Origin of the sequence: Streptomyces xylophagus (assembly GCF_000716435.1) — a bacterium.
Classification (GTDB): Bacteria; Actinomycetota; Actinomycetes; order Streptomycetales; family Streptomycetaceae; genus Streptomyces; species Streptomyces xylophagus.
Genome location: NZ_JNWO01000022.1, coordinates 85,910 through 104,196 on the forward strand (window position 1 = coordinate 85,910; position 18,287 = coordinate 104,196).

An 18,287-nucleotide genomic window follows, 5' to 3' on the forward strand; every position below is an offset into this window, starting at 1 on the left:
ATACCTCCCGGATCACCGGTGACATGGCGGCAACATCCGTCTCCACCAGGGCATTTGACGAACGTCGTGGACTCGCTGGATGTCAGTGGCGGGCGGTAAACTGTGAGCAGTGTTCGAGGGTGTCGCCGGGAGGTCCGGACGGCGCCCTGACCGCGACAGGAGGATGTCCGTGCCCGCTGCCGCACTGAAGCCGAAGCCGTTGCCGACCCAGTCCACCGCGAAGCGTTCCGTCCAGCTCGACCTGCCCTACGTGCCCGTGGAGAAGCGGCCGCTGCCGCCCGGACGCCCGCGGGATTGGTACGTCACGCACAACCGCCGCCTCAAGGCGATGCGGCTCGCGATCGCCCTGCTCGACTCGGGCGTGTACGTCCCGAACCAGGCCCGCAACGAGACGATCCGATCGACCGCGGAACTGATCGGTGTTCACCCGCCGTCGGAGACGACGTGTCACATGGTGCGGGCGCTGATGCGGTACTCGCGCTGAGCTGTGGCGCCGGGTGCCCTGCGTTTCTTGGGCGCCCGGCCCCGGTGCGGGGGTCTCTGGGAGCTGCCGCCCCCAGCCCCCCGCTTCGGCCCTGAAGGGGCCTCGTCCTCAAACGCCGGACGGGCTGGATTGTGCCGGCCGGCGCCGAGGGGTACGCCCTGCACCCACAACGCCCCTTGCACCCCCTGCACCCCCAACACCCCCTACGCCGACAACTCCCGCTCCACCGGCGTCCGGAACCTCGGCGTCACCCGAGTCGTCCCCACCCACCCCCGCAACCGCTCCGCCGCCTCCCCGATCGCGGCCTCCGCCTCTCGACCGACCCCCTCCCGGTCGAGCACCCGCCACACGATCTCCCCGTCGGCCCCGGCCCGTTGCGCCCAACTTCCCACCACCCGGCCGTTCCACCACACCGTCGGCCCCACGTTGCCGCTGTAGTCGAACAGCGCGGGGCGCAGCTCCGGTGTCAGGTACCAGTCCCGTTGCTGCCAGCCCATCGCCGTCGGATCGAGCGCCGGCAACAGTGCCGCCCAGGGTTCGGCGGGGCCGGCCAGCGGAGCGAGGTCCCCGGCGGCCACGTAACCCGTGCCCTCGTCCAGGGTCACCGGCTCCGCGCCGATCGTCGCCAGTGCCCGGCGAACGTCCGTCACCCGCCACCCCGTCCACCACTTCAGGTCGGCTTCCGTGGCCGGACCACAGGTGCTGAGCCAGCGCCGCAGCAGGGTCGACTGGGCCTCCGCCACGTCCAGTTCGGGATGTTCGGGTGCCACCGCCCAGCGGAACTGGTTCGACGTCCACGAACCCAAAGGTCGCCCCCGCACCACCTTGCCCTCCACGCCGAGCACCCTCAGCAGTTGGGTCGACACGGTGTGGACGCCCTCGTAGCTCTTGCCGGCCGCGTACACGAACTGTTCCTTCAACCTCGGCTCGTCCTGGGCGAGTTCGGCCGCCGTCGCCTGTCCGCGCCGGGCCAGCGCGGCGAGGGCCGCGTCCTCGACCTCCTTCAGCCAGACCGCGTCCGGGGCCCCGGCCTTCGCCATGTTCTTGAGCAGGGAGGCCCGTTCACGGGCGGCGACGGCGAGTCCCGTCGAGGCGTGCACGACGGCGGTCAGCTCGGTGGGGAACACGAACACCGTGTGCCGCATGCCGTGCATACGGAGCAGGGTGCGGTCCTCGTACAGGGCGCGGGCGGTCTCCGACACGGTGCCGCTCGAGTCGGCGAGGCGTGCGCCCACGGCGAGGTACACCGCTGCGGGGTCGCTGCCGTGGAGGGCGACGAGGGAATCGGCGACGTCTTCGGGGGCCGTGGCGCGGGTGCTTGCGGCGAGGCGATGGCGCAGGGCGAGACGGGCGCGCCGTTCGGGCGGTGCGATGTAACGCGGGTTGCCACTCATCCCGGCCTCCGCTCGGAGAGATGCGTGCGTTTCTCGTCCGAGAGTAAACGCGCTCGTTCACTCAAACGCCGCATCCGACATGCGGCCACCTCACCCCCCGCTTTCACTGCGTAGCAACAGGCGGCGGAACCCCGGGAGGCGGCGGCATGCGGAGACACGGCACATGACCACGCCCGCTGACCGAGCAGACCGAGGCCGCGCTGCGCGTAGACGCGTCGCCCGTTCCGCACACGCCGGCTGGATCCCCTCCGTGGACCGCCCGGACCCCGTAGCCGTACTGGAGCGACAAGGCCGGGACCGACTCCCGGAACTCCTCCCCATCCGGTACGGCCGCATGGCAGCCTCCCCCTTCGCCTTCTTCCGCGGCTCCGCCGCCGTGATGGCCGCCGACCTCGCGTCCCAGCCGCACACCGGTCTCACCGTGCAGCTGTGCGGCGACGCGCACCTCCTCAACTTCGGCCTGTACGCCTCCCCGGAACGCGCCCTGCTCTTCGACCTCAACGACTTCGACGAGACGTTCCCGGGCCCCTTCGAGTGGGACGTCAAACGCCTCGCCGCGAGCGTGGCCGTCGCCGGCCGCGAGAACGGCCACAGCCCCGCGAAGGCCCACCGCGCCGCGCTGGAGGCGACCGCCGCGTACCGCACGGCGCTGCGCGCTCTGGCCCGCAAGGGCGAACTCGCCGTCTGGTACGACCGGATCGACGCCGACAGCCTGCTGCCCCTGGTCCGTTCCGCCCGCAACCGCCGCCGGGTCGAGTCCAGCCTCACACGGGCCCGCCGCCGCACCAGCCTGCACGCCGTCGGCAAACTGACCGAGACCGTCGACGGCCGCCGCCGTATCGTCCACGACCCGCCCCTCCTGGAACCGGCCGGCGCCGCCGACATGGCCTCCCTGCGCAAGATCTTCAGCGACTACCGCTCCACCCTCTCCGAGGAGCGCCGCCTGCTCCTGGACCGCTACCGCTTCGTCGACGCCGCCCGCAAGGTCGTCGGCGTCGGCAGTGTCGGCACCCGCTGCTTCATCGTGCTGCTCGCCGGGCGCGACCAGGACGACCCGCTGTTCCTGCAGATCAAGGAGGCGCGGAAGTCCGTACTGGAGGAGCACCTGCCGAGCGGACCGTACGTCCACCCCGGCCACCGGGTCGTAGCCGGGCAACGGCTGCTCCAGGCCGCCAGCGACATCTTCCTCGGCTGGATGACGGGCCCACAGGGCCGCGCCTTCTACTGGCGCCAGCTGCGCGACATGAAGGGCTCCGCGGACGTCGCCGGCATGGGCCCGGCCGAACTCCTCGCCTACGGCCGCCTGTGCGGCACCGCGCTGGCCCGCGCCCACGCCCGCTCCGGCGACCGGATCGCCATCGCCGCGTACCTGGGCGGCACCGACACCTTCGAACACGCCGTGGCCGACTTCGCCTCGGCCTACGCCACCCAGACCACCACCGACCACGCGACCCTCAACGCGGCCGTCGCGGCGGGCGTGGTCACGGCGGCACCGGGCATCTGACACCACGTCCGACACCACGTCCGACACCCCCAACTCCAGCCCGGGGAAAAGAAGATGCACACCGAGTGACCGACTCCCTACGCTGGAGACGCATTCCGGAGCAGGTCACCACCGTTTCACGCAGGGGAGGCGTCACCCTGCGGAGTCGGCGCTACTCTCGTTCGCACCCAACCCACCGACGGTCGGCCGCCCACCCCAGCGCCCTGTCGGACACGTTCACATCGCTCAGACACCACACCCACGCCCACGGAGGCCCGTCATGGGCACCATCGTCCTATCTGGAACCGTCGTCCTGGTCCTCTTCGGCTTCAGCAACCACGTCTGGTGGCTGGCCGCAGTCGCCGTCCTCTTCCTGTACCTCCAGTACGGGCGGAACTCCTCGTCCTCCTCCTCGACGTCGTCCTCGTCGTCCGGAGGTTCCTCCTCAGGAGCCACCCCGTCGAGCTACCGCGCGTACCGCGACCGCCGTGACAAGCAGGCCAAGTGGGAGCGCCGTTACCGCCGCGAGCGCCCGATCGAGTCCCGCCGTCAGCAGCGCGAGCAGAGCAAGTGACCTTGTGGGGCGCCCTGTTGTCACAACCCGGGGGCGCCCCACACCGGGAACCACCGGCTCAGATCCTGCTCGATCCGCAGGTCGTTGCCGAGCATCGACTTGACCTGGAGTTCCAGCGAGCTGTCGCGCCGCTGCCCGTCACCGGCCAGCGGCGCGAACGGGAAGAACGTCCCGCGCTTGTAGAGATAGACGAGCGCGAGCCGCCGCCCCCCGTCATCCTCGAACCCCGCCAGCGAACACAGCAGTTGGGGCCCGAACCCGTTGACCTCCATCGCGCTGTTCACCGCGTGCAGATCGTTGACGAGCGCCGACAGCTGATCGGGTGTCCGGCGCGAGACCAGCCACGAGTAGCCGTACTTGTCCTGCGTCAACTCCACCGGCGGACCGGTGCGTTCGGCGTCCGCGTCAAGGAGTGCCTGGACCTCCCGGTGCGTCTGCTCGAACGCCCCGCCCTCCACCGTCGCGAAGCACACCGCACCGCGCCCGGTCGCCCTGAACCCGGCCGCCGCCTCCAGCGTCACCGCCGCCGAGGGCAGCGCGAACAGCTGGTCGAGATCGGGGGCGACCGGTTTCGTACGGCCGAGCAGGATGTCCAACAACCCCATCCTCAGTCCGCCTTGTCGATGCCGGGCACCGCAGCCTCACCCAACTCGGCGGAGATCCGCCCCAGTTGGTCGAGCCGCTGCTCCAGGCTCGGGTGCGTCGAGAAGTACTTGGAGATACCGGGCTCGGTGCCGGTCGCCGGGCTGAAGTAGAAGGCGTTGAAGGCCTGCGCGGTCCGCAGGTCCTTCGTCGGAATCCGGGCGATGTCGCCGTCGACCTTGGTGAGCGCGGACGCCAGCGCCGAGGGCTTCCCGGTGAGCAGTGCCGCCGCCCGGTCCGCCGCCAGCTCCCGGTACCGGGACAGCGCCCGGATCAGCAGGAAGCTGATCGCGTAGACGGCCGCCGAGACGCCCATGATCCCGGCGAAGACGGCCAGCGTGTTCTGGTCCTTCCGCCCCCGGAAGATCTGCGAGTAGAAGGCGAACCGGACCATGAGCCCGGCGAGCACCCCGAGGAACGAAGCCACCGTGATCACGGCCACGTCCTTGTGCGCCACGTGCGACAGCTCGTGCGCGAGCACACCCTCCAGCTCGGCCGGCTCCAGCCGCCGTAGCAACCCGGTGGTCACGCAGATAACGGCGTTGTCGGCATTGCGCCCGGTGGCGAAGGCGTTGGGCATATCAATGTCCGACACGGCGACGACAGGTTTCGGCATATCGGCCACGGCACACAGCCGGTCGATCACACCGTGGAGTTCGGGATACTCCTCCCGCTCCACGATCCGCCCCTTCATCGCGTACAGCGCGATCCGGTCGGAGAACCAGTACTGCGCGACGAGCAGCCCACCGGCGAGCACCACGACCAGCACCCAGGACTTCAGCAACACGATCAGCGCGGCCACGAACGCCACGTACAACAGCCCGAGCAGGAACAGCGTCAGACCCATACGCACGGTCAGCCGCCGGTCGCTCCGGAAGCGGCTCTGCATCTGCCATCACCCCGCAGTCAGGCACTCGTCCCACCGCCCAGTGTGCACCCGCGCCTTCCCATGAAGCGGTCCCGATCGGCCCTAGGCGGAGCAAAAGGTCCCTGTGAATCCGGGTGTCGTCCTCACCCCCGCTTTACGGCGTGCTCGGCCCACCCGCGCAGCTTCACGTCCGGATCGTCCAACAGCGCCTCGGCCACCTCTCGCCGGACGCCCCCGCCCCGCGCGTCGAGCAGCCGGAACGCGGCGACCCGCACCGCCCGGGGCCACCGTGCCCCCAACCTTTCCGTCAGCCACTCCTCGGGCACCAGCTCCGCGGACGGCAGCAGCGCGGCGGTCACCTCACGCACGACCCCGGCCGCCGGATCGTCCAGCAACGGCCGCAACCGTCGTACGTCCGCCACGTCCAGCACCCGCAGCCCGGCCACGGCCCGCGCTCGCACCGCCCCCGTCGGATGGCCGACGAGCGTCCACAACAGCTCGGCGTCCGCCCGCCCACCGCACTCCGCCAGCCCGATCACGGCCCCGGGCACCGGCTCCGGCGCCGCGCACCACGCCCGGTACAACGGCAGCGGATCGACCCCGTCCTGCCGTACGACATACCGGGCACAGGCCCGCACGACCGGGGCCCGGTCGGCCAGGAACCCCACTGCGAGCTCGGCCCGCCCGGCAGGCCGCAGCACGGTGACCCCGGCGGAACGAACGCGGGGACTGCGCGCCCCGAGCAGCGGTCCGAAGACCTCGTCGTACGCCCCGCCCTTCGCTACGGCGGCCAGTGCGGCGTCCGCGCACACGGTCTGGACGACGGCGTCGGTGTCCTGGGCAGCGGCGCGGGCGAGTTCGGCGGGGGAGAGGAGGCCGTCCTCGACGGCGAGGCGGTAGGCGTAGCGGCGTACGGCGGGGTCGGCACTGAAGCAGAGCGCGACGAGCCGGTCGCGGGGGGCGCGGCGCAGGGTCTCATCGAGCAGGCGTACGGCGAAATCGGCCCGGTCGCGGCGGCCGACGAGCAGGATCATCGGCGCGAGCGAGGCGGCGGTCACGGCGTCGAGGCCCTCGGCCAGCCGCTGCCGGGCCCGGTCGCGCACCGGCGGAGCCCACTCGGCGCAGCGCAGCACGACCAGGGGCAGCAGCACGGGGTGCCCGGCGGCCCGGTCCAGCGCCGCCTGCCGGATCCGGCCGTCCCGGTGGCACAGGGCCAGGGCGAGCTGGGACTCGGTCAGCGGGCCGGGGCCGCGCAGGACGGCGGTGAGCTCGCGGGCACCGGCCATCCGGTCCCACGGCACGACGTCCGGCGGGCAGAAGAACTCGTCCTCGCGCGCACCCGTGTCCAGCCCGAGCCACGCGCGCGGATCGCGGACGTCGAGCACGTCCCGTACCGGTTCCCCCTGCGCGAGCCGCACCGCGGCGGCCACTCCACGCCTGATGTCCTCACGCATCTCTAGTACGGCGCCCGGAAGTTGACGTACCCCAACAACACGATGACCGCGGCGACGCTCCCCAGCACGACCACCGTCGATATCCACGAGGACCGCCGAGGCCCCACCCCCTCGGGCTCACCCCGGAACGGCACCGGCCCCGGAGGGTTCTCCTTCCACCGGGCCGCAAGCATCCGGGCCCGCGCGGAGGGCTCCTTGTGCTCGGCCCCGTCGGCCCACTTGAGGTCGAACTCGCGGTCTTCGTCGTCCTGTTGCTGTCCCATCCCCGTTGCCCCTCCCGGAAATCAATGTGTGTACGACGGTGCCCCCGCCTCTCCGAAGAGAGACGGGGGCACCCGACGATCGGTTCGATCGGTTGGATCACACGTCGAAGTACAGCTCGAACTCGTGCGGGTGCGGACGCAGCTGCAGCGGCGCGATCTCGTTCGTGCGCTTGAAGTCGATCCACGTCTCGATCAGGTCTGGCGTGAAGACGTCGCCCGCGAGCAGGAACTCGTGGTCGGCCTCGAGGCGGTCGAGGACGGCCGGGAGGGAGGTCGGGACCTGGGCGACGCCCGCGTGCTCCTCGGGGGCCAGCTCGTAGAGGTCCTTGTCGATCGGCTCGGCCGGCTCGATCTTGTTCTTGATACCGTCCAGGCCCGCGAGCAGCAGGGCGGAGAAGGCGAGGTACGGGTTGCCGGAGGAGTCGGGCGCGCGGAACTCGACGCGCTTGGCCTTCGGGTTGGAGCCAGTGATCGGGATGCGCATCGCGGCGGAGCGGTTGCGCTGCGAGTACACCAGGTTGACCGGCGCCTCGAAGCCCGGCACCAGGCGGTGGTACGAGTTCACCGTCGGGTTGGTGAACGCGAGCAGCGACGGGGCGTGCTTGAGGATGCCGCCGATGTAGTAGCGGGCGAGGTCCGACAGACCCGCGTAGCCGGCCTCGTCGTAGAAGAGCGGGGAGCCGCCCGCCCACAGCGACGAGTGGACGTGCATGCCCGAGCCGTTGTCACCGAAGATCGGCTTCGGCATGAAGGTCGCGGTCTTGCCGTTGCGCCAGGCCACGTTCTTCACGATGTACTTGAAGAGCTGGAGGTCGTCGGCCGCGGCGAGCAGCGTGTTGAACTTGTAGTTGATCTCGGCCTGGCCGGCGGTGCCCACCTCGTGGTGCTGGCGCTCGACCTGGAGGCCGGACGCGGCCAGCTCCAGGGAGATCTCCGCACGCAGGTCGGCGAAGTGGTCGACCGGCGGGGTCGGGAAGTAGCCGCCCTTGTAGCGGACCTTGTAACCGCGGTTGTCCTCGACCGCACCGGTGTTCCAGGCGCCCGCCTCGGAGTCGATGTGGTAGAAGGCCTCGTTCGCCTTGGTCTCGAAGCGCACGCTGTCGAAGACGTAGAACTCGGCCTCGGGACCGAAGTACGCGGTGTCGGCGATGCCGGTGGAGGCGAGGTACGCCTCGGCCTTCTTCGCCACGTTGCGCGGGTCACGGGAGTACTGCTCGCCCGTGATCGGGTCGTGGATGAAGAAGTTGATGTTGACCGTCTTGTCGCGGCGGAAGGGGTCCACGCGCGCGGTCGACAGGTCGGCGCGGAGCGCCATGTCGGACTCGTGGATGGCCTGGAAGCCGCGGATCGAGGAGCCGTCGAAGGCGAGTTCCTCATCCGGGTCGAAGGCCGTCGCCGGCAGCGTGAAGTGCTGCATCACACCCGGCAGATCGCAGAATCGGACGTCGACGAACTTGACGTCCTCGTCCGCGATGAACTTCTTGGCCTCGTCGGCGTTCTGGAACATCCAGCTCCTCCTACTCCCGACCGTCCGTGCCGGGGTGGTAGTTCGTTCGTGCGGCCAGTGCGGTGGCACACGCTGGAGCCGACCTTAGGGACGGGGGATTTCTCAAGCGTGACCCATTTGTTTCGCCCAAGTTAACCGGTCTTGAGCCGCCTGGCCCCTCCTGTCCGTATGGCAGAACGCGGGCAGTACCGTGGACGGGTGGACAACAGGGATGCAATCGGCTCATGGCTCTCCGGGCCCCGCGAGGCCGCGGAACGAGCAGGTGTCGACTTCGGCTACCGCGGCGAGCAGCTGGGCCTGCCCGAGGACGGCCCCGGCTCCATCGCCCGCCCGGGCCGCCGCCTCGGCGCCCTCGCCGTCGACTGGGCTCTGTGCCTGTTGATCGCATACGGCCTGCTCACCCACGGCTACAAGCCGGGGGCCACCGGCAACTGGGCCCTCCTCGTCTTCTTCGTCCTGAGCGCCCTCACGGTCGGCACGATCGGCTTCACCCCGGGCAAGCGCCTCTTCGGCCTCCGCGTGGCCGCCCTCGACACCGGCCGCCCGAGCCCCCTCCGCGCCCTGCTCCGCACGGCCCTCCTCTGCATCGCGATCCCGGCCCTGATCTGGGACCGGGACGGGCGGGGGCTGCACGACCGGTTGGCGCGCACGGTGGAAGTGCGGATCTAGCAGTAGTCGTACGACCGAGGGGGCGCCCCGGAAGGACCCGGGCCGCCCCCTTTGGCGTGCCGGGCGGGTGACCGTCGGCCGGTCACGGCCCGGGGTCCCCTCCGCGAAGGTCCTGGCCCAGGACACTGTCGCCGTTCCCGACGGAAGTGGTGGGCAGTGGTGGACAGGATGGCAGCAGGCGACAAGTCGACGATCGTGACCCGGGCGCCGATGGTCGCCGAGATCGCGGCCCGGTACGCGGAGGAGGCGGAGACCGCGCGGCGGCTCTCACCACAGGTGGTGGAGGGGGTACGGGACGCGGGGTTCGCGCGGCACTTCGTACCGGTGGCCCACGGCGGCGAGGCGGGCGGTTTCGCCGAACTGACCTCGGCGGTCGGCCTGGTGGGGGAGGGGTGCACGTCGGCGGCATGGGCGGCTTCGCTGGCCGCGTACGCCGGGAGGTACGCGGCGTTCCTCCCCGCCGAGGGCCAGGCGGAGATCTGGGCGGACGGTCCGGACGTGCTGCTGGCCGGCGCGCTCATGCCGTCCGGCAAGGCGGAGCCCGTGGCCGACGGCTGGCGGTTGAGCGGTGAGTGGAAGTACATCAGCGGGGTGCACTTCGCCGACTGGGCGCTGGCCTGCGCGGCGGTCCCCGCCGAGGGCCCGGTGGATCCCGAGGCGCGGCCCGAGGTGCGGTTCTTCGCGGTGCCGCGGGCCGACTTCTCGATCGAGGACAGCTGGTTCACCGTAGGGATGCGCGGGACGGGCAGCGACACCCTGGTCCTCTCCGACGTCTTCGTGCCCGAGCACCGGACCCTGGCGAGGTCCGCCGTGCACGAGGGCCGGGCGCCCGCGTCGGACGCGCGCTGTCACATCGTTCCGATGTACGCCGTGAACGCCCTGCCGTTCGCCGCCCCGCTGGTCGGCGCCGCGCGGGGCGCGCTGCGGGCCTGGATCGCGCGGACCGGTTCGCGCGTCGACCGCCGTGGGCAGGCCGTGGGCGAGAAGCCCTCGACCCAGGTCGCGCTGGCCCGCTCGGCCGCCGAGGTGGACGCCGCCGAACTCCTGATCCTGCGGACGGCGGCGGTCGCCGACGGCACCGAGTGCCCTCCGGAGGGGGAAGCGGCGGTCCGGGGCGCCCGGGACCTCGCGCTGGCGGTGGAACTGCTGGTCTCGGCGGTCGACCGGGTCTTCCGCGCCGGCGGCACCTCCGGGCAGGCCTCGTCCGACCCGGTGCAGCGTTTCTGGCGCGACGTGAACAGCGCCGCCTCGCACGTGGCGCTGTCCTTCGAGACGACGGGCGCGGCCTACGGCGCCTGGGCACTGGCCGGCGACGAGCGGGCGGGGGCGGTGCGCTGAGCTGAGCCGGTCTCGGTGAGCCGGTAGCCGTGCCGGTGCGGTGCCGGTGGCCGCGCCGGTCCTGGTCTGGGTGCCGGTGCCGGTGCCGGTGCCCGTGGCGGTCCAGGTCTCTGCCCCTGCCCCTGCCCCTGCCCCTGCGCCAGTGCCCCGGCCCCGGTTGCCGGTCCGGGACGGTGACCGCATAGTCGATCTGGAGCCGGGTGACGATCTCGATCACCGTCGGTGAGCCGTGTCCGAGGCCGTCCCGAGGCCACTGAACTCGCGGCGGCCTCCACGAAGGCCCACAGGGCCCAACAGGTGGTGCACCGTCATGACGGAGCGTCAGGAAGTACTGGAAGCCGAAGCCGCGGTGCCGCCCGAGGAGTTCCGGGCGGCGATGGCCCGCTTCCCCTCGGGCGTCGTGGTGGTGACCACATGCTGTGCGGACGGCACGCCCCGCGGATTCACGGCCAGCTCGTTCTGCTCGGTCTCGCTGGAGCCGCCGATGATCCTGGTGTGCCTGGCGAACTCCGCCGACTCGGCACCGACGTTCGAATCCTGCGACCGCTTCGCCGTGAGCGTGCTGGCCCCGGCCCACCGCCCGCTCGCCGTGCGCTTCGCCACCAAGGGCACCGACAAGTTCGCCGCCGACGGCCTGCGCGTCAGCCCGGCCGGCCTGCCGACGGTCGACCGGGCCCTGTCCGAACTGGACTGCACCCCCCACGCACGACACCCGGCCGGGGACCATACGGTCCTGATCGGCCGGGTGACGGGTGTGCGACTGGGGGAGGGTTCCCCGATGGTGTATTACGACCGGGGGTTCAGGACGTTGGCCTGACGGGGCCACGCCCGGTGATCAGCCGAGGGCCAGCTTCGTGAACCAGGTGGCGTTCGCACTGATGACCTTCGCGGTGGTACCGATCGAGGCGCTCCCACCCGTGTACACGTCGACGCTGCCGTCACTGTTGAGGGCCCAGATGTCAGGGATGCCGTCACCCGTGACATCCGGGGTGCCGTAGAAGTGGAGCGTCGGCTTCGCGGTCTCGGTCCAGCCGATGGCGTACGTCGTATCGACGCCGGTCAGGGAACCGGCCGCGGTCGAGAGCGACGCGATGGTGGAGCCGCCGCCGCTGTCCGCGATGCCGTAGCAGACGTAGAGGTTGCCGGAGGAACCAGAGCGCCAGAGCAGGTCGGGTTCGCCGTCGGCGTTGTGGTCGCCGATGCTCACCAGGTCACGTACGGCCCACGCGGTGGCGGAGATCTGCGTGGCGGCCGAGAGGTGTGTGGGTGAATCTCGACGGCGTCGTATATTTCATGTTCCCCGAGGCGGAAGGCGGAGAATACGTCAAGGTCTTCGGGAGCGTTGAGGGGATGATTGAATCCGATGCGCTCCATGCCGAGTGCATGAGTTGGGACGTCGCCGGCCGTGGTGGGTTCGAATCTCTTGGAGAGCTGCGTCAGCGGTGTCTGGGATTGCGTCTTGCCGAAGAGGTTGATGGCTGTGGCGAAGCCTGGTTTTTCGGTGATGGATTTAGGGTGCACATTTGGGAGACCTGGGCGAAAGTATTTGCTCGGGACGACCTGTCCCGGTGGGCTGTGTGGACCCGTGATCCAGCAGGTCGAGAAAATGCCATGAAGTTTCTTCTGGGCTTGGTTTAGCCCAGGGTCTGCTGGAGTCGGATGAGCGTGCGGAGCGAGACCGGGCCTCGGCTTTCGTGGCGGGGGCGTCAAATTCGCCCGGAGTACTTCGCGGCCGCTCACCTCCATGAGACGTCTTTGATTGGTTTGACCTTTTTTGATCGATTGGATGGCATTTTATGGCGCCGAAGATATTGTCCAGGGTTGTTGAACGGTCCCAGGATTTCTTGGAACCAGCCGAGCGTGTCGAGCGGGTTCTGCTGGCGCAGGGTGGGATCAATCCCTGGGCGCAGGTCGGGTTTCCTCTGGTGGGGCTGATCGGGGTCCGGGCCGTGGCCATTGCCACGGGGGCATCGAGTGGGGTCGGGGCGCTCGGGGGTGTACTCGGCGCACTGGTCGGGGCCGTGATTGCCGCTGCGTTGACGACGCGACGGGTGCTGATTGCGACCGACCGGGGTGTCGTGGTGCTGGAGTACGGGCGGTTCGGCGGAGTGAAGCCGACCAAGGTCGTCGCACGGCTGCCGCAGGGCACGGCGGTCGGCAGCCTGTCCGGCACCTGGGCGCAGACCGAGTTGGCCGGGGAGCGGCTGTGGGTGCACAAGAAGTGGCACGGGGACGCTGCCGTGCCCGCGGGGCGGCTCGGTTAGAGGACGGCCTGCCGACAAGCAGGTGAGATCGAGTGGGCCGGACGTCCGTCGGAGGGCGCCCGGCCCCCTGCATGAGCATGAGCGAGAACGACGTAAGGGAAGGGGCGCGTGACCCGGAAACATGCGGGGTGTGCGGCGGTCGCTTGGCGGGTTGCACCATCCAGGCGTTGGCAGCCCCGGACGCCGAGGCCCCCCGGACGTCCCTGACGCCCGGGCAGGGCGGTGGCCTTCCGGCTGAATGGCGGGATGCTCGGCGCGGACACCCCGACCGCGTGCACCGTCGTACGGTCCGGATCGACGCTCGCGGTGTTCTTCGCGGTCGACATGACGGACCCGAAGACCGTCACCGTCCCGGACGAGGTCGTCACGGCGCAGATCGCCAAGCTGGAGAAGATGGCAGGTAAGTAGAGTCGGCAGTCCTACGACGTTGGGGGCGCCCGGAGTGATCCGGGCGCCCCCAACGTCGTAGGAGTCGAAATGCGGGGGTGTCAGCGGGCCTTGCCGCCGCCGCCCTTCGGGAGCTTCATGCCCTTCGGCATCGGGCCCTTGGGGAGCGGCATGTTGCTCATGAGGTCGCCCATCGCGCGGAGGCGGTCGTTGGTCGCCGTGACCTGCGGGCCCGTCAGTACGCGCGGGAGCTTCAGCATCGTCGTGCGGACCTTCTTCAGCGGGATCTGGCCCTCGCCCGTGCCGACCATCACGTCGTGCACCGGGACGTCCGCGACGATGCGGTTCATCTTCTTCTTCTCGGCGGCCAGCAGGGACTTCACCCGGTTCGGGTTGCCCTCGGCGACCAGCACGATGCCGGCCTTGCCGACCGCGCGGTGCACCACGTCCTGGCTGCGGTTCATCGCCACGGCCGGAGTCGTCGTCCAGCCCCGGCCGATGTTGTCCAGTACCGCCGCGGCCGCGCCCGGCTGGCCCTCCATCTGCCCGAAGGCGGCGCGCTCGGCGCGTCGTCCGAAGACGATCGCCGCCGCGAGGAAGGCGAGCAGCAGGCCGAGAATGCCCAGATAGATGGGGTGACCGAGCAAGAAGCCGATCGCGAGGAAGACACCGAAGGTGGCAATTCCGACAGCCGCGAGTACAAGACCGATCGTCTTGTCGGCCTTGCGCGTCATCTTGTACGTCAGAGCGATCTGCTTGAGTCGCCCGGGGTTCGCAGCGTTTTCCGCTGTCGTGTCCTTCCTCGCCATGCGAGGAAGTCTACGTGCCCGCGGGAGCGCCGACGACGGCGGTGCCCACAGGGTGGGGATTCGGAGCGTGGGGAGTCAGGAGTGCGCGGTGAGCGACTGCTCCAGGACGAGCTGTGCCTCGACCCGGTCCTTGGCGCGGCGGCGGTCCTCCAGGACGGAGGTCCACGCGTTGCGGCGGGCGGTCCGCTGGCCGCTGCTCATCAGCAGTGACTCGACGGCGCGCAGGGCGTCGGTGACGGACGGGATGGCGGTGGCGCGGACGGGTGCGGCCTGCATCGTGGAGGTCCCCCCTCGGAACGGCTCTGGGTATGGGGCTACGTGCTGTAAGTCCAGTGTCACTGTTTGGTGTTACCAGGGCGTGACCGACCGGTCAAACGCCAATGAAGCCTTGATGCGATGGGCCGAAACGCTGACGCGGCCCTGATGGGCGCCCTCAACTGCGAGGACGGTCAGGACCGCGTCGACCACGGGTGTTACTGGCTGGTAGCCACTTGTGCGCGAATTCACACGGCCTTGCTTCAGACCGCCTGGGACGCGACGTACGCGCCACGCTTCTCAATTGCCATCTGGTAGAGGCGCCCGGCGCGGTACGAAGAGCGCACCAGCGGACCGGACATGACCCCGGAGAAGCCGATCTGGTCGGCCTCCTCCTTCAGCTCCACGAACTCGTGCGGCTTCACCCAGCGCTCCACGGGGTGGTGCCGCACCGACGGCCGCAGGTACTGCGTGATGGTCACCAACTCGCAGCCCGCCTCGTGCAGTTGGCGCAGCGCCTCGCTGACCTCCTCGCGGGTCTCGCCCATGCCGAGGATCAGGTTCGACTTCGTGACCAGACCGTAGTCGCGGGCGGCCGTGATGACCTTCAGGGAACGGTCGTAACGGAAGCCCGGGCGGATCCGCTTGAAGATGCGCGGGACCGTCTCGACGTTGTGCGCGAAGACCTCGGGGCGGGACGAGAAGACCTCGGCGAGCTGCTCCGGGACCGCGTTGAAGTCGGGGGCCAGGAGCTCCACCTTGGTGCGGCCGGCCTCGCGGGACGACGTCTGCTCGTGGATCTGGCGGACCGTCTCCGCGTACAGCCAGGCGCCGCCGTCCTCCAGGTCGTCGCGGGCGACGCCGGTGATCGTGGCGTAGTTCAGGTCCATCGTGACGACGGACTCGCCGACCCGGCGCGGCTCGTCGCGGTCCAGGGCCTCGGGCTTGCCGGTGTCGATCTGGCAGAAGTCGCAGCGCCGCGTGCACTGGTCGCCGCCGATGAGGAAGGTCGCCTCGCGGTCCTCCCAGCACTCGTAGATGTTGGGGCAGCCGGCTTCCTGGCAGACCGTGTGCAGGCCCTCGCTCTTCACGAGGGCTTGCATCTTCGTGTACTCGGGGCCCATTTTCGCCCGGGTCTTGATCCACTCGGGCTTGCGCTCGATGGGGGTCTGGGCGTTCCGGACCTCCAGGCGCAGCATCTTGCGTCCGTCTGGGGTGACTGCGGACACATCGGCTCCCTGTAGCTTCGATTCTTCGGCGTACACCAGGGTACGCCCGTGATTTCAGGCCCCCGCCTTGAGGCCAACCTCAGGGCGGAAAGTCACATTCCCGGGTCAGGCGGTCGCCTTCTCCACGATCCGCGGCTTCAGATCCGCGTGCTCCAGTACGTCCTTCAGGTGCCGCTCGACCACCGGCAGAACCTCGTCGATCGTCACGTCACGGCCCAACTCGGCCGCGAGCGAGGCGACGCCTGCGTCGCGGATGCCGCACGGGATGATGCGGTCGAACCACCTGTTGTCCGGGTTCACGTTCAGCGCGAAGCCGTGCATCGTGACGCCCTTGGCCACGCGGATGCCGATCGCGGCGATCTTGCGGTCCTCGCGGCGCTGGCCGGCGTTCGAGGGCGCGTACTCCGGGCCGTTCATCCGGGGGTCGAACTCCTCGTCGTGCAGACGGGGGTCGAAATCGAGGGACAGCCCGCCGATCGACGGCCGTTGCTCCACGGGATCGCCGAGCACCCACACGCCGCTGCGGCCCTCGACGCGGCTGGTCTCCACGCCGAACTCCGCGCACACGCGGATCAGCGCGTCCTCCAGGCGTCGTACGTGCGCGACGACGTCCACCGGGCGGGGCAGCTTCTGGATCGGGTAGCCGACCAGCTGGCCCGGGCCGTGCCAGGTGATCTTGCCGCCGCGGTCGACGTCGATGACCGGGGTGCCGTCGAGCGGGCGCTCGTTGTCCTGCGTGCGGCGGCCCGCCGTGTAGACCGGCGGGTGCTCCAGGAGCAGCACGGTGTCGGGGACCTCGTCCGCGAAGCGGGCCGTGTGCACCCGGCGCTGCTCGTCCCACGCCTCCTGGTACTCCACCGCGTCCGCGCCGAACCCCATCCGGACGAACCGCAACTCACCCACGGCAAGCGCCTCCCTGGCAGCAACCTACGAGTCGTAAGGCACGAAACATGCCTACGCCACTGTACGACCGACCGCTGACAGCCCACCGGGCGGTCGGGACCGTCAGCCCTACGACCAATCCTCACACGATCGGATGAATGCACGTCGGAATGTGCGACGGGATGCTTACGCTCCGCTACATTCGCGCCGTTCACGAGGCCAAAAGGGCTGCTCACAGGCAATCCGGGCAGCAGCGACCGAATCGGCCGCTGTGGGGCCCGAAAGGCAGGAGACCGCACCGCAGATGACGGAACGACCCGCGCAGCGCACTCCCAACCGTCAGCTCGCCGCGCTCATCGCAGAAGCGGGGTTCTCCAACGCAGGTCTCGCCCGTCGCGTGGACCAGCTCGGTCTGGAGCACGGACTCGATCTCAGATACGACAAGACATCCGTCACCCGGTGGCTGCGCGGCCAGCAGCCCAGAGGCACCACCCCCGCCCTCATCGCCGAGGTCTTCACCCGGCGGCTCGGGCGCCGGCTCACCGCGCAGGACCTCGGGCTCGACGCCTGTGCGCCGGTGTACGCGGGGCTCGAGTTCGCCGCGACGCCCGAGGAGGCCGTCGACATCGTCAGCGGGCTGTGGCGCAAGGACTCCGGCAGCCACGCCGAACTGCGCAAGATCGCCTTCACCCCGGCCGGTCTCGTGGTGCCGAGCCGGGACTGGCTGATCGGCCGCGCAGACGACCGGGTCGGCCGCTCCGAACCCGCGAACCGGGTGCCCCCGCAGGGCCGCCCCGCCGTACCCCGCCAGCGCGGGGCGGCCGAGCGCGGCCCCGGCCAGAAGGTCACCGGCGGCGACATCTCCGCGCTCCGCTCGGTCGGCGAACTCTTCCGCACCCTCGACAACGCCTACGGCGGCGGCCACGCCCGGCAGGCCCTCGTGCGCTACCTGGAGCACGAGACCGAACCGATGCTGCGCGGCACCTACGGCGAACAGACCGGCCGGCGCCTGTTCGCGGCGGCGGCCGACCTCACCCGGCTCGCGGGCTGGACGTCGTACGACATCGCCGCGCACGGGCTCGCGCAGCGGTACTTCGTGCAGGCGCTGCGGCTCGCGCAGGCGGCGGGGGACCGGGCCTACGGCTCGTACGTGCTCATCACCATGAGCCGGCAGGCCGTCTATCTCGGGCACGGGCGGGAGGCCGTGCAGCTGGCGCGGGTGGCGCAGCAGGGGGTCGGGACCAGCGCGCCGCCCGTCGTGCAGGCGCTGTTGCACGCCGTGGAGGCGCGGGCGCACGGGGTGCTCGGGGAGGTGCGGGCGTGCACCTCGGCGCTCGTGCGGGCCGAGCGCGCCCTCGAAGCGGCACGCGGCGGGGACGAAGTGCCGTACTGGGCGCGGTTCTTCGACGAGGCGCAGCTCGCCGACGAGTTCGGGCACGCGCACCGGGATCTCCAGCAGTTCCGGGCGGCTGCGCAGCACGCGGAGCGGTCGTTGCAGTTGCGGGCGCCTGCGTTTGCGCGCAGTCGGCTGTTCTGTCGTGTTGTTCTCGCCTCCGCACGGCTTGGGCTGGGTGAGCTTGATCAGGCCTGTGCGTTGGGGGCGGAGGCGGCGGGGCAGGCGGCGGAGATGCGGTCGGTGCGGGCTGTTGAGTATGTGCGGGATTTCGAGCGGCGGCTTGAGCCGTACAAGGACGCTGCGCCGGTGCGGGGGTATCGCGACAAGGTCGCGGCGTTTGGGTGAGACGAGGGGTGCGGTTCGGGGGACTGCGCGGGTCCGTTGTGGCT

Annotated in this window: 21 protein-coding genes; 10 read left to right on the forward strand and 11 right to left on the reverse strand. The window is 70.4% G+C overall.

What is annotated here, in order from left to right:
- Positions 1–169 precede the first annotated feature (169 nt).
- Positions 170–484: a hypothetical protein gene (locus OO70_RS38290; protein ID WP_043682408.1), complete on the forward strand. Its 315-nt coding sequence runs from the start codon at positions 170–172 to the stop codon at positions 482–484.
- Between the two features lie 203 nt (positions 485–687).
- Here the strand turns inward: OO70_RS38290 and OO70_RS38295 are convergent, their stop codons facing one another.
- Complete coding sequence (locus OO70_RS38295) at positions 688–1,878, reverse strand: winged helix DNA-binding domain-containing protein (RefSeq protein WP_043682220.1); 1,191 nt, start codon at positions 1,876–1,878, stop codon at positions 688–690.
- 163 nt (positions 1,879–2,041) lie between these two features.
- On the opposite strand from OO70_RS38295, the gene OO70_RS38300 reads away from it, so the two are divergent.
- Together OO70_RS38300 and OO70_RS38305 are read left to right on the forward strand one after the other, a co-directional pair.
- Positions 2,042–3,382, forward strand: coding sequence for a DUF2252 domain-containing protein (locus OO70_RS38300; protein WP_043682223.1), 1,341 nt, complete (start codon positions 2,042–2,044; stop codon positions 3,380–3,382).
- A 259-nt stretch (positions 3,383–3,641) separates the two neighbouring features.
- On the forward strand, positions 3,642–3,935 hold the full coding sequence (locus OO70_RS38305) for a hypothetical protein (protein WP_043682226.1): 294 nt from the start codon (positions 3,642–3,644) through the stop codon (positions 3,933–3,935).
- A 20-nt stretch (positions 3,936–3,955) separates the two neighbouring features.
- Here OO70_RS38305 and pspAB read toward each other — a convergent pair whose 3' ends face one another.
- From pspAB to glnA, 5 genes are all read right to left on the reverse strand, one after another.
- Complete coding sequence (gene pspAB / locus OO70_RS38310) at positions 3,956–4,540, reverse strand: PspA-associated protein PspAB (RefSeq protein ID WP_043682229.1); 585 nt, start codon at positions 4,538–4,540, stop codon at positions 3,956–3,958.
- Positions 4,541–4,542: 2 nt separating this feature from the next.
- Positions 4,543–5,466, reverse strand: a complete 924-nt coding sequence (gene htpX / locus OO70_RS38315; RefSeq protein WP_043682232.1) for a zinc metalloprotease HtpX — start codon at positions 5,464–5,466, stop codon at positions 4,543–4,545.
- Positions 5,467–5,588: 122 nt separating this feature from the next.
- Positions 5,589–6,899, reverse strand: a complete 1,311-nt coding sequence (locus tag OO70_RS38320) for a hypothetical protein (RefSeq protein ID WP_051742017.1) — start codon at positions 6,897–6,899, stop codon at positions 5,589–5,591.
- A gap of 2 nt (positions 6,900–6,901) precedes the next feature.
- Positions 6,902–7,162, reverse strand: coding sequence for an SCO2583/SCO2584 N-terminal domain-containing protein (locus OO70_RS38325; RefSeq protein WP_043682234.1), 261 nt, complete (start codon positions 7,160–7,162; stop codon positions 6,902–6,904).
- Between the two features lie 97 nt (positions 7,163–7,259).
- Complete coding sequence (gene glnA, locus OO70_RS38330; protein WP_043682236.1) at positions 7,260–8,669, reverse strand: type I glutamate--ammonia ligase; 1,410 nt, start codon at positions 8,667–8,669, stop codon at positions 7,260–7,262.
- Positions 8,670–8,867: 198 nt separating this feature from the next.
- Between glnA and OO70_RS38335 the strand changes: the two genes are divergently transcribed.
- From OO70_RS38335 to OO70_RS38345, 3 genes are all read left to right on the forward strand, one after another.
- Positions 8,868–9,338 (forward strand): RDD family protein, encoded by a 471-nt coding sequence (locus tag OO70_RS38335; protein ID WP_043682413.1) that lies wholly within the window; start codon positions 8,868–8,870, stop codon positions 9,336–9,338.
- A gap of 168 nt (positions 9,339–9,506) precedes the next feature.
- Positions 9,507–10,676: an acyl-CoA dehydrogenase family protein gene (locus OO70_RS38340; protein WP_043682416.1), complete on the forward strand. Its 1,170-nt coding sequence runs from the start codon at positions 9,507–9,509 to the stop codon at positions 10,674–10,676.
- A 310-nt stretch (positions 10,677–10,986) separates the two neighbouring features.
- Positions 10,987–11,493, forward strand: coding sequence for a flavin reductase family protein (locus OO70_RS38345; protein WP_051742019.1), 507 nt, complete (start codon positions 10,987–10,989; stop codon positions 11,491–11,493).
- An 18-nt stretch (positions 11,494–11,511) separates the two neighbouring features.
- Here the strand turns inward: OO70_RS38345 and OO70_RS38350 are convergent, their stop codons facing one another.
- Positions 11,512–11,883 carry a hypothetical protein gene (locus OO70_RS38350; RefSeq protein WP_043682238.1) on the reverse strand — a complete coding sequence of 124 codons (372 nt, stop codon included), beginning with the start codon at positions 11,881–11,883 and terminating at the stop codon, positions 11,512–11,514.
- Between the two features lie 59 nt (positions 11,884–11,942).
- Here OO70_RS38350 and OO70_RS54840 point away from each other — a divergent pair, with 59 nt between their 5' ends.
- The 3 genes from OO70_RS54840 to OO70_RS54850 all read left to right on the forward strand — a co-directional run bounded on the left by OO70_RS54840 (position 11,943) and on the right by OO70_RS54850 (position 13,348).
- A complete protein-coding gene (locus OO70_RS54840; RefSeq protein ID WP_158711569.1) occupies positions 11,943–12,314 on the forward strand; it encodes a hypothetical protein in 372 nt (123 codons plus the stop codon).
- A gap of 413 nt (positions 12,315–12,727) precedes the next feature.
- Positions 12,728–12,940, forward strand: coding sequence for a hypothetical protein (locus tag OO70_RS54845; protein WP_158711570.1), 213 nt, complete (start codon positions 12,728–12,730; stop codon positions 12,938–12,940).
- 222 nt (positions 12,941–13,162) lie between these two features.
- On the forward strand, positions 13,163–13,348 hold the full coding sequence (locus OO70_RS54850) for a hypothetical protein (RefSeq protein ID WP_234337035.1): 186 nt from the start codon (positions 13,163–13,165) through the stop codon (positions 13,346–13,348).
- Positions 13,349–13,428: 80 nt separating this feature from the next.
- Here the strand turns inward: OO70_RS54850 and OO70_RS38360 are convergent, their stop codons facing one another.
- The 4 genes from OO70_RS38360 to lipB all read right to left on the reverse strand — a co-directional run bounded on the left by OO70_RS38360 (position 13,429) and on the right by lipB (position 16,523).
- Complete coding sequence (locus tag OO70_RS38360) at positions 13,429–14,136, reverse strand: DUF4191 domain-containing protein (RefSeq protein WP_043682242.1); 708 nt, start codon at positions 14,134–14,136, stop codon at positions 13,429–13,431.
- A 75-nt stretch (positions 14,137–14,211) separates the two neighbouring features.
- Positions 14,212–14,412, reverse strand: a complete 201-nt coding sequence (locus OO70_RS38365; protein WP_043682247.1) for an SCO2195 family GlnR-regulated protein — start codon at positions 14,410–14,412, stop codon at positions 14,212–14,214.
- A gap of 242 nt (positions 14,413–14,654) precedes the next feature.
- A complete protein-coding gene (gene lipA / locus OO70_RS38370; protein WP_043682250.1) occupies positions 14,655–15,620 on the reverse strand; it encodes a lipoyl synthase in 966 nt (321 codons plus the stop codon).
- Between the two features lie 105 nt (positions 15,621–15,725).
- On the reverse strand, positions 15,726–16,523 hold the full coding sequence (lipB, locus tag OO70_RS38375) for a lipoyl(octanoyl) transferase LipB (protein ID WP_043682254.1): 798 nt from the start codon (positions 16,521–16,523) through the stop codon (positions 15,726–15,728).
- 283 nt (positions 16,524–16,806) lie between these two features.
- Here lipB and OO70_RS38380 point away from each other — a divergent pair, with 283 nt between their 5' ends.
- A complete protein-coding gene (locus OO70_RS38380; RefSeq protein ID WP_043682257.1) occupies positions 16,807–18,243 on the forward strand; it encodes a hypothetical protein in 1,437 nt (478 codons plus the stop codon).
- Positions 18,244–18,287 lie beyond the last annotated feature (44 nt).

Bases quoted from the DNA above. Each gene is read 5' to 3' on its own strand.
- OO70_RS38380 (WP_043682257.1), top strand. From the start codon at position 16,807: ATGACGGAACGACCCGCGCAGCGCACTCCCAACCGTCAGCTCGCCGCG.
- OO70_RS38345 (WP_051742019.1), top strand. From the start codon at position 10,987: ATGACGGAGCGTCAGGAAGTACTGGAAGCCGAAGCCGCGGTGCCGCCC.
- OO70_RS38325 (WP_043682234.1), bottom strand. From the start codon at position 7,162: ATGGGACAGCAACAGGACGACGAAGACCGCGAGTTCGACCTCAAGTGG.
- OO70_RS38300 (WP_043682223.1), top strand. From the start codon at position 2,042: ATGACCACGCCCGCTGACCGAGCAGACCGAGGCCGCGCTGCGCGTAGA.
- OO70_RS38295 (WP_043682220.1), bottom strand. From the start codon at position 1,878: ATGAGTGGCAACCCGCGTTACATCGCACCGCCCGAACGGCGCGCCCGT.
- htpX (WP_043682232.1), bottom strand. From the start codon at position 5,466: ATGCAGAGCCGCTTCCGGAGCGACCGGCGGCTGACCGTGCGTATGGGT.
- OO70_RS38365 (WP_043682247.1), bottom strand. From the start codon at position 14,412: ATGCAGGCCGCACCCGTCCGCGCCACCGCCATCCCGTCCGTCACCGAC.
- pspAB (WP_043682229.1), bottom strand. From the start codon at position 4,540: ATGGGGTTGTTGGACATCCTGCTCGGCCGTACGAAACCGGTCGCCCCC.
- OO70_RS38340 (WP_043682416.1), top strand. From the start codon at position 9,507: ATGGCAGCAGGCGACAAGTCGACGATCGTGACCCGGGCGCCGATGGTC.
- OO70_RS38360 (WP_043682242.1), bottom strand. From the start codon at position 14,136: ATGGCGAGGAAGGACACGACAGCGGAAAACGCTGCGAACCCCGGGCGA.
- OO70_RS38305 (WP_043682226.1), top strand. From the start codon at position 3,642: ATGGGCACCATCGTCCTATCTGGAACCGTCGTCCTGGTCCTCTTCGGC.
- glnA (WP_043682236.1), bottom strand. From the start codon at position 8,669: ATGTTCCAGAACGCCGACGAGGCCAAGAAGTTCATCGCGGACGAGGAC.
- OO70_RS38320 (WP_051742017.1), bottom strand. From the start codon at position 6,899: ATGCGTGAGGACATCAGGCGTGGAGTGGCCGCCGCGGTGCGGCTCGCG.